This window comes from Heliomarina baculiformis, assembly GCF_019966545.1.
Classification (GTDB): Bacteria; Pseudomonadota; Alphaproteobacteria; order Rhodobacterales; family Rhodobacteraceae; genus Heliomarina; species Heliomarina baculiformis.
On record NZ_JAIMIC010000009.1, the window covers coordinates 75280 to 93000 of the forward strand.

Consider the following 17721-nt stretch of genomic DNA (forward strand, 5'->3'; position numbering starts at 1 on the left):
GCATGCCAGCCATCGATGCCACGGCCGACCGAGCCAGCCCGTTGATATAACGCATCATCGCGCTGTCTTCGTAGAGGGCCTGCGCTAATTCAAATGTGCCGTCGGGGAACAGGGTTTCCAGCGGCGAACATCTGCCACTGATCACGTCTGGCGCAAGACTGGCACAATGGCGCACGTAATTCAGCAATGCCGTGTTATCAGCAAAGAGTCCTTGCGCTTCTTCCCAGAGAACCTTCATATCCGGCGCTGCCAGCGGCGCAGTCGCCACGTATTCGCTATTGTAATGCTGCAAGAGGCCTTGAGCACATAAGCGTTCCAGCCATCGCGCGATCAGGTGCCGATACATTTCGTCGGCGCCAAGGGTTGCCATGATCTCGTCAAAAGTCAGTTTCGAACCAGATACGGAAAAGACACCAGCGTCGTGAAGCGTTTTTTGAGCAACTGCGATCGTAATGCGGGTCATAAGCGCCCATTTCGCATCGTAGCTGCTGATATCGAGATCGAGTGGCCCACGTTCGGCCTGCAAAGACAGTGCCGCCGAAACGGTTTCCCAATAACTGCGAGGTTCCGGTGCCTTCGTAGAAAGCGCAAACTGTTTGCGTTGGAACGGGTAAGCCGGTGCCGCTACTCGGCGTCCTCCGGCCTTGCTGTTTTCCAGATATCCACCCCAGTTGATTTCGGCACCATCTACAAAGAGTTGCGACAGGCTGTTGGCCATTTCGCACCAGTCGCGTCGGTCACGTTGCAGACTTGGAAGCAATGAAATCGCGCTATCGCTTGCACATTCTTCGGCCAAGCTCAGCAGCATCGGATGTGGGCCTATTTCGATTGCATGGGTGGTCCCGGAATCGACGAGCGCTTCCATCGCTTCAGCGAAGCGAACGGGTTGCCGAAGGTTTTCAGACCAATAACTGGCCTCGGCCATCGCCTCCGATTGAAGGAACTTTCCTGTAACAGTCGAAATAATCGGAACTCTTGCATGGCGCAGGTTCACGTGCACCATGCTGTTGCGCATTTCGTCGCAAACCGGTTCCACGAACGCCGAATGCGCCGCAAAAGGCACATTTAGTTTACGAGTACGCGCTCCTTTGTCGGAAATGACATCAAGGCATTGAGAAAGAAGAGCTTCCGGCCCGCTAAGCGTAACACTCTGGGCGCTGTTGTAAGCTGCGATAGAGACCTGGCCGTCATATTGCTTGAGTGCTGCTTCGATCACCTCAGGTGCAGCAGACACCGATGCCATTGATCCGCCCTTCGGAAGCGACGCGAGGAGTCTACCTCGGATCGCAGCAGCTCGTACGGCATCTTTGAGCGTGAGTACTCCGGCAGCATAGGCCGCCGCGAATTCACCCAACGAGTGACCCAGAACCGTTGACGGGAGAATTCCAAAAGCTCGCCAGAGATCGCTCAACGCACATTGCACTGCAACCATCGCCGGTTGAACGATTTCGGTCCGATCGAGTATGTTTCCGGCATTCGAGTTGAGTGCCTCTACCAGAGGAAGCTCGATGATATCCCTGAGCGCTGCATCTGCCGTTTCGAAGCTGCGGCGGAAAACGGATGAGGTGGCCAACAACTCCCGAGCCATCGACGGGTAGTGCCCGCCCTGACCGGAAAACAGGAAAGCAATGCGCGGCTTCCGGGCATTTCCCAGTTGGCTGGTATGGCACCCTTCGTTCGGTCGACCTGCCAGAAAATCACGTAAGCCAGAGCGCAGCCCTTCGGCGCTCTCAGCCGTCACAGCAATCCTATGCTGCAGGTGTGAACGCCCGAGTGCAGCGGTCCGGCAAAAATCTTTCGCGGCCTGATCCGTTTCCAAACCCGTCGCGTAAGCTCCGGCAAGATCGCGCAGTGCTTGCGGATGCCGCGCAGAAAGAGGCAGCACAAGATGCGCCGTCGCGCTCTCAACCGTCGCAGGCACATCAGCCTCTTCCAGGATCACGTGAGCATTGGTGCCGCTGAACCCGAACGAACTTACCCCTGCGCGCAGCAGTCTGTTTTCAGAGTGTAGCGGCGTATGGGTTATCGGAACAGCAATTGGAGAACTCCAGTCGATCTCCGGATTCCCTATGGAGAAATTAAGGTTGGCCGGAAGCTCCCTCCGCCGCAATGCGATCACGGCCTTGGCGACCCCAACGATCCCGGCTGCCGCTTCCAGATGGCCGACAACGGTTTTAACCGCGCCCAAAAGTAAAGGTTGTTCAGGCGGTCTTTTATGGCAACAACTTGCGATCAAAGCTCGAACCTCAATCGGATCACCAAGCGGGGTGCCAGTACCATGGGCTTCGACAAAGTCGAGGTCGCGCCCTTCAAGTCCGGCATCCTTCAGCGCAGCCCTGATAAGATCTTCCTGGGCAGCACCGTTCGGCGCGGTCAGTCCAGCGCTGTGACCATCCTGATTGATCGCGCTGCCGCGCATGACGGTCAGCAGAGGGTCCTGCGATTCAAGGGCGTCTGACAGCCGGCGAAGTACGATCATGCCACAGCCTTCGCTGCGCACATATCCATCCGCACCCGCATCAAATGTCTTGCAATGCCCGTCTGCGGCCATCATCCGGCCTCGGGAAAAAGCAATATTTAAGTCCGGCGTAAGGATCAGGTTTACGCCACCGGCCAAGGCAAGATCACACTCACCGTTGCGCAGTGCCTGCGCCGCAAGATGCAGGCTGACAAGTGATGAAGAGCAGGCGGTATCGATCGAGATCGCCGGGCCGCGCAGCCCCAGAATGTATGAAATCCGGCCTGCGGCCACGCTTTGCGCCGTACCGGTCCCATGATATGGCCCGACACTTGATCTATCGGAAAAAGCAGTGCGCCCGTAATCGACATTTGCGATGCCGAGATAGACCCCCGTGCGGGAACCGCGCAGATCGGCCGCCGCAATTCCCGCATTTTCAAGCGCCTCCCAAGCGACCTCGAGCACAAGCCGTTGTTGCGGATCCAGATGGCGCGCTTCTTCTGGGGCGATGCCAAAGAACTCCGCATCGAACATATCGACATCTTCGATGAACCCGCCATAACGTGTGGTCATAGAACCGGCAGCGTCAGGATCCTCATTGTAGAACTCGTCAATTTCCCAACGATCTTTGGGAATTGGCATGATACCGTCCCGGCCGGACCAGAGAAGGTTTTCAAACCCGGCCGCGTCCTTCACTCCGCCTGGCAAACGAAGCCCCATGCCAACGATTGCTAAAGGTTCATGTCTATCGCGCTCCGCCCTTGCAAGCCGCGCCTTGAGATCCCGAATCTCGTTCAGAGCTCGGCGGATCGTGTTCTGGGCGTCCGATGATCTCGCCTGCGTCATGACACCGTCCCACTAGACAATGAATTAGCGAGTTCCGCTTCAAGTTCGGCCAAGATGTCGTCGTCGCTGAGTTCGTCCGTAAACTCACTTTCAAGGTTTTCCGATGTCAGACCGATATCGATTGACCACGCCCCGGCAAGGTATAGTACCAAGTCGTGAAGGGTGGGGTGGTCGAACAGCAAGGTTACCGGCAACGGAACGCCACCCACGCGTACAAGCGTGTTGCGGAATTCGACCGACATGAGAGAGTCGAGACCCTCATCCTTTAGCGATGCAAAGAGCGGAATCGAGGCACTGTCAGGCAGTCCGATTGCCTTTTTGGCCAGTTCCGTCAAGGCATCTGTCATCGCCTCGGCTCGCAGCGCATCAGGCTGCGCACGAAGACGACCAATCAAATGATGTGCTTCTTTCGATTTTTTTGCTTTCTCGGGGGCAATACGGGCGCTTTGAGTAAAGTTCTCGAATATCGTCAAATCGAGTCCCGCCGGCGCAGTTTGCAGAAATGTCGGCCAATCAATGCGCGCAACGGTTACCGTCGCTCTTCCTTGTGAAATTGCTGCTTCAATCGCAGCGAAAGCGTCAGCGGGAGGTAATGCGGATACACCGCGTTCCGCCCAAACATCACTTCCGCCCTTTTGCAGGTTTGCGGCCATGCCACCGCCCTTCCACGGCCCGAGTGCAACGCTTAGCGCAGGAAGTCCGCGCGACCGGCGATTATGCGCCAGAGAGTCCAGCCCCGCATTGGCCGCGAGATAGACGCCTTGTCCCGGCGAACCCAGACTCAGTCCTGCGCCGGACAGCAAGATCATGAAATCCAGCGGGCGATCCCTGGTCAGTTCGTCGAGTAAAAGCGCGCCGTCAAATTTACCGGCCATGACCTCACGTACATCCGTAGCGGTCAGCAGGTGAAACGCCTTATCCCGTAGGACCCCCGCCGCATGAATGACGCCTTTCAGAATGCCAAATTCGTCTATCTGTTCCCGAACTGTTGTCATGCTGTCCCGGTCAGCAGCATCTGCACGGAAGACATGAACGCGAACGCCTGAGGACTCGAGATCGGATATTACAGACGCCACATGGTCATCCGGATCGTGCCTTCCGGTCAGCACCAGTTGTCGCGCGCCATGCCCTGCCAGCCACCCTGCTGCATCAAGCCCGATAGCACCCAGGCCCCCGGTGATCCAATACACACCTTCCCGGTCGACGGAGAACGGCGCGCTACTGACACGCAGAACAGTCTTGCCAATATGCTTGGCCTCGGCCATGAACCGAAACGCCGACTTGGCTGCGTCGAGGGGAAACTCTCGCACTGGCAAGGGTTGCAGTTCATCCGCCTCGAACCGTTGAAGTACTGAGCTCATCAGTTCAGGCAGAAGACCGGCTTGTTTGATAACCTCTGTGCCCAAATCATACGGGACGTAGTTGATGTCCGGGCGCTTTGACGCGACCTCTCCGGTCGTCATTATGTCGCGCTTCCCAAGCTCAAGAAACCAGCCGCCCTTGGCGGTGGCGCGCAAGCTCTCCGCAATGAATTCACCCGCGAGGGAGTTGAGCACAATGTCCACTCCGCGGCCTTCCGTCAGCCTCATGATTTGGTCAGCGAAGTCCGCCTTGCGAGAGTCGAAGGCATGGGCGGCACCTTCGCGCAACACGAAGACACGCTTCTCCTCGGAACCCGCCGTGGCAAAGATCCGGGCACCACGGTTCTTGGCAATCCTAAGCGCGGCAAGGCCGACCCCGCCCGCAGCAGCGTGGATAAGAACACTGTCGCCCTTTTTTATCCCAGCGAGATGTTCAAGCCCGTAATTTGCGGTCAGATAGGCCACAGGCTGCGCGGCAGCCACAGCATCGGAAAGCCTGTCTGGTGCATGCACAAGGAGATCTTCGGACCCCACTGCCTCGGTGGCATGTGAGGAAGACACCATTCCCATGACACGGTCACCCGCTTTGAACCTGGTCACAGAATTACCGACTTCGAGAACAACACCGCTGCATTCGGCACCAATGGTAGCGGATGCATCTGGATAGCTGCCGAGGGCTAGGAGTACATCGCGGAAATTTACACCAGAGCCGCGTACAGCGACGCGGACCTCGTGCGGTCCGACCCCGCTTGCATCCATAGGCGACAGTTCGATAGCTTCGATGGCTTTTTCGCCTGTCACCGCAAGTCGTTGGAGTTTGTTTGCCCCGCTAGCAACACGCGCTCGTTCCAAACGCGGCGCAAAACGAGCGCCATTTCTCAGTGCTGTCCAAGCAGGCCCGGTTCGAGTCAACTCGCCAAAGATGGCAGCAGCCGAAGCAGTGCAGTCCGCGTCAATAGCCCTGAAACCGAATTCGGAGTGTTCTATTGCAAGCGCTCCCATAGCCCCCCAAAGGCTCGCCCCAATATGGCAACCGGGTTCGTCCGAGGTTATCCCTTGGGCACCCCTTGTCAGCAATCTCAGACGGGGGGCAGAGACGTTTTCCATGGCGAGAAGTGACTGAATCACATGGATCGCACAGGTGACTGCTCCGGCTAAACCAGAACTCTCATTTTGAACCGGATCAAGCTTCAGGCAAAGCGCAACGCCAGTTGGCGGCCTGACCCGTCTAAAAACCTTGTCAATCTCGCTTGCCACTGCTTCTCGATCACCAAAGTCTCGAATTGGAAGATCCAACGTCGACCGCGACAGTTTCTTCAAGCCACGAACGGTTTCCGCACTGCCGCCGAGATCAATCAGCAACCAGTCGCCGACATCTTCCGATGTCCCTTCCTCTGGGTACGGCTTCCATTCCCGGATGTAGGTGAGCTTGTTATCCGCTACGCCACCGATCTCCGCCTTGGCCTCCAAAAACCGCAATCCCTCGATCCGCGCGCAGCAGACATCGGACGCATCGAATAACGCGATATTAGCCAGGCACGACGCCGCGCCGCGTTCCGTAAGCGTAGCTACCGCCTTAAGCGGCCCATCGGAGGGACTTGCCAGCGATACAGAGCTGACAGCGACTGGAACGAATGGCGCTTTCTCCGGTGCATCGATCACACCCTCGGCAGCGATCAGCGCAAGCTGAAACACTGCATCCAGTATCGCGGGATGGAGAATATGCTCAGCACTTCCCGACGGTGCCAAGACCACCCCCGAAGCCGAATTCTCATCGATACGGATGTCAGACAGCAACCTGAAACTGGCACCAAATCCAAGTCCGTAACGTTCAAACCGCGCCTGACTTGTTTCCCCTGTGGGCCACGCTATGCGCAGTCCTTCAGATTCATTTCCTGCCTGCAACTTGCACAGCGCCGTCGCAGTCAATTCCCATGCCTTTTCAGTAGGGACAAACCACTCAAGCTTCTGTTCAGTATCAGAAATCCGGCGGGCGACGATCTGCCAGCTCGTATCCAGGCTGGTAACCTCAACTGGCTTGAGTAAGGCCAAATCATACAGCTCTGCAGCTTCGCCAAGCAGGTCACGCGCAACTGCCAACAAACCTTCGATGATCGCTGCGCCGGGCAGAAGCGTCTTTTCAAAGATGACGTGATCATTACACCAATCAAAGATTGCTCCCGCATCTCCTTCGAACTGAGTGATATCGCCGGGAGCCAAGACACTTCGACGCGTGAGCACCGGATGCATTCGTTGGTTCACGGGCTCGACAGCTGGAGAGTTCTCTAACCAATGTCGACGACGCTGCCATGGATAGGATGGCAGTGGTACGACCTTGCCTTCCGGCCCGAACGCCGTCCAATCGGGCTCTACTCCGGCCACGAATAACGCGGCACTTGCCAATGCGACGCATTCTGCGTCTGGCAGGTTCCGTCGTAAGGATGCAATCACCGGCACTTCGGGATTATCCACCGTTTCGGCAATTGCAGCACCCAGAACAGGATGCGGCCCAATCTCCAGAAAGCAATCGTGCCCGACGCCTGCAAGTTCGCCGATAGCCGCGGCAAAGCGTACCGGCTCACACATGTTCCGGGCGAAATAATCGGCGGTAAAGCCCCGATCCATCGTTTTGCCGGTAACCGTTGAAACAATCCGGATCGAGGGAGCCGTGGTCCTAATACCTTCCAGAGCGGAGCGAAGATCAGGCGCGAACGGTTCCATTTGCACACTGTGAAACGCATAGCGCACAGGCAGCCGGCGCGCCTCTAGCCCGTCGCGAGCGAAATCTTGGATCGCCCTGTCCAGCGCTTCGCGCGAGCCTGACAAAACGCACATCCGTGGGCTATTGACGGCAGCAAGACTGAGCTGGCCTTTAAACGGGCTGATCCGGCGTAGTGCCTCTTCTTCGGTAACTCCGACAGCAGCCATGGCGCCGGTGCCGTCCGCCTGCTGCATGATCCGTCCACGATGGACAACGATGCGCGCCGCCGTGGCCAGATCAATCACACCCGCAATGTGGAGCGCCGCGATTTCGCCAACACTATGGCCAGTTACAGCGTCAGGAACGATACTGCGGGCCATCCACATACGAGCCAGCGCGACTTGAATGGCGAAGAGCGCGGGCTGGGCGATCTCGGTACGCTGCAACCGCGTGTCATCTTCGCTCCGTGAGAGTTCCGCTTTCAGGCTGGTATCCCAGTGCGGCGCCAGTGCGGCATCGCAATCATCAAGTGCTGCGCGGAAACTCGGCGAGGACAAAGCAAGGTCTTGTCCCATGGCGAACCATTGTGGTCCCTGTCCACAAAAGGCCATAACCAGCTTGCGCTTTTTCGCGATTCCCCCCAGCGCGGCTTGGCTGAACCCGGTGTCCGTCGCCTCGCTCAGCGCCTTGGCCAGTTGATCCTTGTCATGTCCGACGACCGCAAGACGTGCATCATAGTGATTGCGTCGCTCCGAGGCGGTGAACGCTATATCATTAAGCGAATTCGGCGAATTACATAAAAACTCGGCCCATTTTCCCGCCAGATCATCCAGCGCTTCATTTGTTTTTGCAGTTAGCGGCAGAATGACCGGCCCGACCGGGGGCTCAGCCGTATTGGCATTGGCCAATCTAGGAGCTTCCTCGAGAACAACATGAGCGTTGGTACCGCCAACGCCAAACCCGCTGACCCCGCAACGCAAAACAGTCTGAAGATCGAAAGCAACAGGCTGTTTCGAGATTTTCAATCGGCTTCCAGCCAGATCGATGTTGGGGTTGAGCGTATCAAACAGCGGTTGTGGCGGCAGGACGCGATGTTTCAACGTCAGAACGCTCTTGATGGCCCCAACGACGCCGGCTGCGGCCTCAAGGTGGCCGATATTGGCTTTCGCTGTCCCAACGTAGCAAGGAGCGGCGCCTTCGGCCGCGATCCCCACCGTAGACACCAGCGCGCCAACCTCGATCGGGTCGCCAAGCGCCGTACCTGTGCCATGGGCTTCTATGAAACTGATGCTTGCTCCGTCGATGTGCGCGGTATCCAGAGCTTCGCGGATCAAGGCTTCTTGCGCCGGTCCGTTGGGCGCGGTCAACAAGGTCGACTCGCCATCCTGATTTACGGCCGAACCACGGATAACCGCATGGATCTGATCGCCTTCGGCGATTGCGTCGGAAAGACGTCGCAGCACCATCACGCCGCAGCCCTCACCACGTCCGAACCCGTCGGCTGTAGCATCAAAGGCTTTGCTCCGCCCATCTGGTGCCATGAACCCAACCTTCGACAACGAAACCATTAGGTCCGGCGTAATCATCAGCGAAACGCCACCCGCAATGGCCATATCGCTCTCACCGCTGCGGAGACTCTGACAAGCCATGTGGATTGCGACGAGCGAGGAGGAACACGCAGTGTCAATCGATACGCTCGGTCCTCGCAAATCAAGCAGGTACGACAGACGGTTGGGCACGACGCTATGGACTGTCCCGGTTAAAGTGCGCAGGTCGACCTTGGAAAGATCCCGGTACGACAACCCCGCATAATCGCTGTGATAACTCGCAACGAAGACACCCGTGCGGCTACCACGCAGGCCAGTATTGACTTGGCCCGCATCGTCCAATGCCTCGATGGCGCATTCGAGAAAAAGCCTCTGCTGCGGATCCATCGTGTCGGCTTCGCGAGGCAGAATGTTGAAGAATGCCGCGTCAAATCCGTCAATCTGATCCAGAAACCCGCCGCGGCGCGTGCTCGATTTACCGGGGGTCGCAACTTCCGGATCGTACCAAGCTTCATTGTCCCAGCGGTCTGTCGGGACCTCTGAAGTTGTGTCCAGCCCCTCGGCCAAAACGTTCCAAAATGCATCAGGAGACTCTGCGCCGGGAACACGACAGGACATGCCAACCACCGCAATAGGATCGGCGACAAGAATATCACCCGCCTTTGCCCGGACATCTTTAGCCAGCATCGAAAGCTTGAGTGCGGACATGCCATTGGTTGAATCTGTCATCCTCGCACCTCTGTGCGCTTCGGACGCAAAGCTAAGGCGAGATCGTCGTCGCTTTTGTCGGCGAGAACCTCAGCCAGATCGTCGAACGAGAACCCAGCGTCCTGCGAGGACAAGTCTTTCGTCGAAATCTCTTGGGATTTTGTAGCCGGCGAACCTACCCCGTTTTCAGCCAGATGACGCGCAAGCGCGGTGACAGTTGGATAATTCCAGGCAAGCGTAGCAGGAAGGCGGCGACCAAGTTTGCGTTCCAGCTCGGCACGCAATTCCATAGCCATCAAAGAGTTCAAGCCGAGCGCACCAAAAGCGACATCCGGGTCAATCGTGTCCGGCGCAATCTGCAACACTGAACCTGCCGCCCTTCGAACCAAATCGAGTATCAACACTCGCCTTTCCTGCGGCGTGGCTTTTTCAGGAAGCGCAGAAAAAAGCACAGGAACCGGACCCGCCGCCCGGACAAGTTCCCCAAATACAGCGCGCTTGCGGTCAGCTGTTGCAGCGAAAGTCGACCAATCCAGATCCATAACAATAGCTGATCGATTGCTACGTACAATCGACCCCAACAGCGGTTCGAGCTGGTCAGGATCCAGCGTGCGCGCGCCAACTCTTTCAAGTTCGCTGGAATCGGTAAAGTCCCCGGTCTGCTCATGCATGCCGGTCCCGGCCCACGCACTCCAAGAGATGCTGAGGGCCGGTTGTCCTCTTAGGCGGCGCCTTTCCGCGACCGCTTCGGCACCGGTATTAGCGGCAGCGTAATTCGCCATACCAATCGGAGCGAGCGTTGAAGCGATAGAGGAAAAAATAACATACAAATCCAGATTGGGCAGAAGCCGGTCGAGAACCTTGGCACCTTCTAATTTTGCCTGCAGGACAGTGTCGAAATCCGCCTCGTTTATTTGCGCCGCCAGCCCGTTGCGCACACGACCGGCGGCATGGATCAGAGCTTTTATCGGGGGACGTCGCTCGGCCTCATAACCTGCAAGAGCTTCTCGCATCACGGTCTCATCAGACACGTCTGCAGCAATATAATGTACCGATGCGCCACTTGCCTCGATCGAGCATAGATTGGCAATTGCCCGACCGGCATGCGTTTCAGAACCAACCGTTTGCCACTTCGACCGAGGCGGCAGCGGCGTACGACCGAGCAATACGAGATGGCGCGCGCCTTCGGCGGCTAATCGTCGTGCAACACGGGTTCCGACGCCGCCAAGACCGCCGGTGATGAGACAGGCCGCATCAGCACGCCACGGCAAAGCGCTAGCGGAAGGCGCGGCAAGCCCGCTTTTCAGGCGAGGCAGTTTGCAATCATTACCACATAACGCAATCTCGTCTTCGTCCGGAAATCCGATCAGCGCCTGTATAGCCAATGCAGCCGACCGCTCTGGTTCCTCCGCGGGGTCAAGATCGATCAGCCGAACCGGTGGTTCAGGTTGTTCCTTCGCGACCACCCGTGCCGCACCCCATAGCGCAGCGTGATCTGGAGCGCCCCGTTTCCCCGTCTCACCGATGTCCGGTGTCATTGCGCCTAGGGTTACATAGACAAGCTGGCGAGGGCGGGAATCCTGCGCTTGCAGGCACTGATTCAAAGCGACCGGCAGCCTCGCCGCTGCCCGGCCTTCCGGCGCCAGCGCGATGATCGAAACACCATCCAGTTCTTCGCCGGCAGCGTCCTCCAGACATCCGACGCGCGCTTTTGCGCCGTTGACCTCGAGCGCATCCCGAATGCTGAGAGCCATCCGGTCCTCTGGGCTGTCGCCAAGAACAAACCAATTGGACAAATCCGTTTCCGGCGAGATCACCGATATATCTGCCGTATGCCACTCGACGTGATAAAGCCAACCTTTGGTTTCCGCGTCTGGCTGAGGCAGCCGGTCCGCATGGGCGCCGAAACCAATCTCGGCTTCCTGAACCCAATATCTTTCGCGTTGCCACGGATAGCCCGGCAAATCGGTTGCACGCGGACTGTCTCCATACAGACTCCGCCAATCCAGTGAACACCCGACTGTCCAGAGACCGGCGGCACAGGCAACCATCGCATCACCGCTGTCGACATCCCTCTTGCCACAAGCGTAGGCATGGACAGTCTCTCCCAGATCGCTGCCGATATCCATGATCGAAGGCAGAAGCACCGGGTGAGCGCCAAGTTCGACAAAAACGGCCCCACCCGCGCCGATGGCTTTGCGCACAGCGGTATCGAAAAGAACCGGCTGTCTGAGATTTTCACCCCAGTAATCCGCGACGAGCTCAGTGCCGGCAACTTCGCGTCCCAAGACAGTCGAGATTATAGGTATCTCGCCAGTCTGCGCAGTCAGATTCGACAGACCGCCGCTTAGTTCTATCGCAAGCGGTTCCATCTGGGCACTGTGCGAGGCGACATCGACATTCACCCGCCGACAAAAAATCCCTTCGTGCTCAAGCTTGGTAAGAAACTTGTCCAGCGCCACCGTCTCGCCAGAAACGACCGAGCTTCTCGGCCCGTTCCTCGCGGCAAGTCCTAGGCCAGGATATTCCCGCAGGCGGGTTTCGAGTGCCTCTTCGACAAGCTCGACAAGTGCCATTCCGCCGTTGCCACTCAAATCAGCCATCAGAAGACTGCGCTTCGCGACAATCTGCATCGCATCGTCGAGAGAAAGGCATCCTGAAATTGTCGCCGCGGCAACCTCGCCCATGCTGTGACCGACAACCATATCAGGGTGAATACCCATCGCTTTCAGCAGATTGGCATATGAAATCGCCAAGGCCACCAGCGTCGGTTGTATCACATCGATCCGCGTATTATCCGGCAAGTCGTCAATCGTCAGAACGTCTTCGAGATGCCAGTCGACGAACTTTGAAAGTGCTTCGGAGCAGTCGGCAATAGATTTGCTAAATACGGAGCTGTTTTTCAACAATTCCCGAGCCATACCTTGCCATTGGCCCCCTTGACCTGGAGCAACGAAAACGATTTTTGGAGTTGGATCAGAGGCCAATCCACGCAAGCCCGAACTTTCGCCAGCAGCGAGAGCACGAAGCTCTGTCAGTATTTCGTCTGAGCCATATCCGCCAAGAACCGCGCGTTCCATCAAGCCGGTCCGGTGCTGCGACGCCGCTGCGCAAACTGGCTCAAGGTCGGCATCACAGGATCGTTCAATCATATCGAGGTAGCGCCCGGCAAGAGCCTGAAGCCCAGACCCTGTCTGTGCTGAAATTGGCAAGACGGGAGTGAAATCCGTGAGTACGCGATGCGAGTGGCACCGGGTCATGCTCGGGGCAGGGGGCGACTGCAACACGACGTGGCTATTGGATCCGGCGATGCCAAAACTGTTGACCCCGGCCAGCCACCCGGTTTCGCTTTCGGGAAGGGTCTGGCGGGCCTTCGGGATAGCCACACTCATGCCATCCCAATCGACCTCCGGGTTCGGCGTTTTCAAATGGAGGCTCGGTGGCACTTCGCCGTGCTTCAAAATGAGCGCCGTCTTGATCAGACCTGCCAGCCCTGCGGCACCCTCAGTATGTCCGATATTGGTTTTCACCGACCCGACGAACAGCTTTTCATGCCGACGATCACCGACAATTTCGCCTATAGCGCCAAGTTCCACGGGATCGCCTTTTCGGGTGCCGGTGCCATGCGCTTCGACATAAGATATCTGCCTGGCCTTGACGCCCGCGTCGGCAAGCGCCGAACGTAGCAACTGTTCCTGACCGCCTCGTCCCGGCGTGCCAAAGGACTGCCCGCTGCGGCCGTCGTTATTGACGGCGCTGCCGCGCACAACCGCGTGGATCCTGTCTCCGTCCGCCAGCGCCCGGTCGAGCCGTTTCAACAGAAGCATACCCGCGCCTTCACTGCGCACATATCCGTCTCCGTCCGCGTCGCCGAACTTGCAACGCCCATCGGGTGCCATCATCCTGCTTTGAGAGAAGCCTATTGTGATATGCGGGCTAAGAATGATATTGACGCCCGCCGCAAAGGCCATCTCGCTCTCACCGCTACGCAGGCTTTGCAGAGCTAGGTGGACAGCCGTCAGCGATGACGCACAGGCAGTATCGATCGAGAGGCTTGGGCCTTGAAGACCAAGACAGTATGAAAGGCGGCCGGGCGTCGCATAGCGACCGCTACCGGAGGTCTTGCGGAAATCCATTCCTCCTTCATGACGAAGAAGCCGCGCTTCGAAATCCGATACCCATTGCCCAACAAAAACGCCGACCGGGCGACCCCGAAGTTGTGCGGCATCTATGCCTGCGTCTTCTATCGCTTCCCAAGCGGTCTCAAGCACCAGCCTCTGCCCAGGATCCATGCTTTCAGCGTCGCGCGGAGCGATCCCGAAGAACCGGGCATCGAAGCTTTCTATATCCTTGAGAAAACCGCCATGGCGGGTGATGATGTGACCGGCTTTTGCCGGTGCAGGGTCGTAGAGACGACCCAAATCCATGCGATCAGGCGGAATCTCGGTAATAGCGTCGCCGCCTTCCATCAGAAAACGCCAAAATTCTTCGGTAGAAGAGAGCCCTCCCGGAAATCTTAGCCCGATGCCGACGATCGCGGCCGAGCGGGACGGATCGTAAACTTGGTTCACGGCTGCAGCCGTTGCCTTGGACTGTCGCCTAGCGCGTATTTCAGCGTTTCGGCAATCTCGTCCAGCAGTGCTTCGCGCTGATTGTCGAGGAAGAAATGATCGCCCTCAAACATCATTCTTCGGTAGCCGTAAGAGGTCCAGTCTTGCCAGTAATCGATCAAATCGGCCGAAATAATTGAATCCGAAAGCCCGCCGAATGTCGTGATCGGGGCTGGAATGTCTACTACACGCTGGCCTTCGATTAGCTCAAGCGAACGAATGTCTGCGCGTAGCGCCGGAAGGAGCATCGCAAGGATATCAGGTTCGTTAAGTATTTGCTCCGGAATGCCGCCATAGCGCGTGTTGATCTCGGAAACGAAATCGTCATCGCTCATGTGCGACATAGGCGATACAGGGCTCGGACAATTTGGTGGATGCCGCGCGGACAGGAACAGATGAACCGGCACTGGACAGCCCTCGCGTTCCAGTTCCAAGCAGGTAAAAGCCGCAAGTGTTGCGCCAAAACTATGGCCGAAAAAGGCATAGGGTCGGTCGGTCAGTGGCGCGATCGCTTTGGCAAGACGCGTGGCAAGATCGGGTATAGAAGCCACCGCCGGTTCGCCAAGACGATTGGCGCGACCGGGTGGCTGCACGGGGTACACATCCAGAACCCCTGGCCGCGCATTGATCCATGGCCGGTACATCGCGGCACCGTAGCCAGCACAGGGAAAGCAGAACAGGCGGACACCATCATTCGTCCGCGCCCCGGGACGCAGAAACCACTTCTCGTCTGTCGACTCAGAGGATACTCGATCGGGGCTCGATACTAAACTTTGAGACCGCTTTCTTGCGGGGATCTCTGGCTTGGGAAAGTCGCGCAAAGACAAACTCCTGTACAAATACTTTTTCGGAACGGAGTCCCAAAAATCATCACATCGAAAAATAAAATTGTCGTTCTATACATGCTAAGTAGTATCGCAGCTTTTTTAAGCTGTCTATTGTCAATCCGTTTCTGGCATTGAATGCCCGGGTTCATCACGGTTTCTCGTCAGTCGTCCTAAAACTGAGCGAAATAATGGCAATATTTCCAATCGGATCGGATGATCGAGTACAATGATTCCCACAATCCAGCCTGTCCCCGCGATACACAAAACAGCAAAGCTCGCGATGGCCCCAAGCATCTCTGGGTCGCCAAGAATCATGACAAGACCGATCGCTGGTAGAATCGAGAATACCGTCGTTCCAAAGCTCCGGCGCAACGCTGCCAAAAGTTCGAGGATCGAAAAACCAATCAGTGATTGGACTGTCAAAGTCGATGCCACGACGGAAACACCAACAATGATGAAGGTACTCCAGGCAACAGCGAGCATGCCGAACTGGGCGGCAACCAGAACCACTGGTAGCGACACCAACATCTGCAAGAGCGCAAGCAGGAACAGGCGACGCGTTTTTCCCATAGCGACGATCAACGGGTAATTAATGCCCGGTGAAAAATTCAGCAACAACGCACCGGCGATGATCTGCACCAGTGGAATCACCTCCAGCCAGTCCGGACCAAGAAAGGCGCGCACAAGTGGATGCGCCAGAAGGATAACCAGCAAAAGGCAGGGCCACATGAAGGCGGTCAGTTTTTCAATCGCGACAAGATATGTGGCCGACAGGTCCTCCCTGCGCCGGGCGAGATCGGAAAAAGCTGGCAGTGCCACTTCGGTCACGCCAGCAAGAATGACTTTTTCGGGAAACTGGCAGATCTGCGTCGCCCGGTGCAACAACCCGACCACACCGGGCGTGAGGATAACCCCCAGAAAGGATATCGTGAGATAGTTAGACGCGTCGCGCAGGATCGACGCGCCGCCGGTGAACAGGCTGAAAGACAGAATCTCACGCCACGACGCAAATCCAAGCCTGAACATCTGCCATTCAGGTTTCAACCATAACAGCAACAGCGCGCCGGTCAGTCCAGAGGCGACGTTGGCCAGAGCAAAGCTTTGATAGCTAAAATCGAGAGCCGCAAAGAAGAGCAGTACGGCAGAGTTTACGACCGCGCTACAGACCGCTATGGCCGCCAGTCTCCGAAAAGCCAGCTCACGCGAGAGGAGCCCATAGATCGGATAAGCGATCGAACCCGACAGGAAACCAACCAGTGAGATATGCAAAAAAGCCGTCAGCCCCGGCTGATCGAAAATTTTCGCGATGATCGGGGCAGCCAATGCCAAAATCGACGCAAGCACCAGTGTAATACCTAAATTGATGGTAAAGACCCCGCGCAAGCGGTCTTCGGTCAGCTCTTCGACCTGTACGAGATACGCCGCCGATCCTAGCTCTCTTACAGCACCCGCGACAGCAAGCGTGGCCATGCCAAGCACCGCGATTCCATACTCAAAAGGCAGTATGAGTCGCGAGACCACGGCAGTTGTGCCTAAACCGATAATCGTGGTGGCATAATTCCCTGCCGTGGCATGAAGCAGAGCCGATCTTATCCTGCTCATTCCTGATCCACGCGCACTGATGGAGAGTTTTCGCGTCCGATCGTGTTCCCTGTTTCTTTACTTGGCAGGCGCAAGAACCTGATCTTTTGACTCCCAGCCGGAGCGGCGAGAGCAGCACTGAAGCCCGGTGGAGCTGGCAGATCGATCAACCTTGGTCGAAACCCGTTCGGCACCGCACCCGCTTCAAAAGTTACTGATGGGTGCGTACCCGGCTCAACGGATACGACAAAACTATCAAGCTTCATTGCTAACCCACGCCCGTCGGCCTTGATGACGGCTTCTTTCCGGGTCCAGCATTTGAAAAATGCGCCAAGACGCTGGTCCCCCAGAAGGCATTTATAAGCCGCATACTCTGACGGTGCGAATACACTGGCAGCCAGACTGTCTAGATCATCCGTCTTGCGCTGTTGTTCTATATCGACGCCCAGATCGCCGTCATTTGCGATGGCGAGCATCCCCAGAGTGCCGGAATGCGACAGGTTGAAAACCGGGGACGGACCGCTTTCATTACGCAGGAATGGTTTGCCCTCAGCTCCTTTGTCAAACTTCATCGCTACCGCTGGCGTGGCCGCATAAGCAGACAGTATTTCCCGCAACTGTGCATGAGCCGCCCGAAAGCGTCTCCGCAGGTGTGGGAAGGCAAAGGCTTCGCAGCGTTCAGCCTCGTCATCTGACAGCAGGGCATCCATCGTCGCTTCCGACAGTGCGGGTAAATCCAGATCCATCAGCCAGACATGCACCTCATCCTCTTCAATCAGAGCTGCCGCATTTAGCGGCGGGAAGGTCGTGTAAATCACCGATTCTGCTTCCCCGGCTCCCGGCGATTCGAAGTCTAAGTCGCCGTAAAACCGCGATTCCCCGATCAAAGCAGATGCTGGCTCTGGGAATTCAACTCTAGATTGCGCAGCCGCTGTATCATTAGGCATTTTCAGAAAATTACTCTTAAAGTTATGAAGTTCTGGGCACTTAATTACATGCTAACAACCACCGGCAGATTTCCGGAAATTCTTTTATTGAACCGTGGCAAGTTGTGTAGGACAGTTGCCGTTATATTAATTCTT

General features: G+C 57.0%; 6 protein-coding genes (1 of these 6 only partly in view). All 6 read right to left on the minus strand.

Going from position 1 to position 17721, the window contains the following annotated elements:
* On the minus strand, positions 1-3304 hold the 5' portion of the coding sequence (locus MF268_RS19900; protein WP_238372614.1) for a type I polyketide synthase. Its footprint begins 1043 nt before the window's first position; only the first 3304 of its 4347 coding nucleotides appear in the window; its start codon is at positions 3302-3304; its stop codon lies off the left edge, out of view.
* The gene (locus tag MF268_RS19905; RefSeq protein ID WP_238372615.1) at positions 3301-9642 is read right to left on the minus strand and encodes a type I polyketide synthase; all 6342 of its coding nucleotides are present in this window, start codon (positions 9640-9642) and stop codon (positions 3301-3303) included. The genes MF268_RS19900 and MF268_RS19905 overlap by 4 nt, the downstream gene beginning before the upstream one ends.
* Positions 9639-14192, minus strand: a complete 4554-nt coding sequence (locus tag MF268_RS19910; RefSeq protein ID WP_238372616.1) for a type I polyketide synthase — start codon at positions 14190-14192, stop codon at positions 9639-9641. Before MF268_RS19910 ends, MF268_RS19905 begins: the two co-directional genes overlap by 4 nt.
* The gene (locus MF268_RS19915; protein ID WP_337926824.1) at positions 14189-15070 is read right to left on the minus strand and encodes a thioesterase II family protein; all 882 of its coding nucleotides are present in this window, start codon (positions 15068-15070) and stop codon (positions 14189-14191) included. The genes MF268_RS19910 and MF268_RS19915 overlap by 4 nt, the downstream gene beginning before the upstream one ends.
* Positions 15071-15172: 102 nt before the next feature.
* A complete protein-coding gene (locus MF268_RS19920) occupies positions 15173-16660 on the minus strand; it encodes an oligosaccharide flippase family protein (RefSeq protein ID WP_238372618.1) in 1488 nt (495 codons plus the stop codon).
* Positions 16657-17457, minus strand: a complete 801-nt coding sequence (locus tag MF268_RS25440; protein ID WP_238372619.1) for a 4'-phosphopantetheinyl transferase family protein — start codon at positions 17455-17457, stop codon at positions 16657-16659. The genes MF268_RS19920 and MF268_RS25440 overlap by 4 nt, the downstream gene beginning before the upstream one ends.
* Positions 17458-17721 lie beyond the last annotated feature (264 nt).

Coding starts and splice junctions, on each gene's coding strand:
- MF268_RS19905 (WP_238372615.1), bottom strand. CDS start 9,642: ATGACAGATTCAACCAATGGCATGTCCGCACTCAAGCTTTCGATGCTG.
- MF268_RS19920 (WP_238372618.1), bottom strand. CDS start 16,660: ATGAGCAGGATAAGATCGGCTCTGCTTCATGCCACGGCAGGGAATTAT.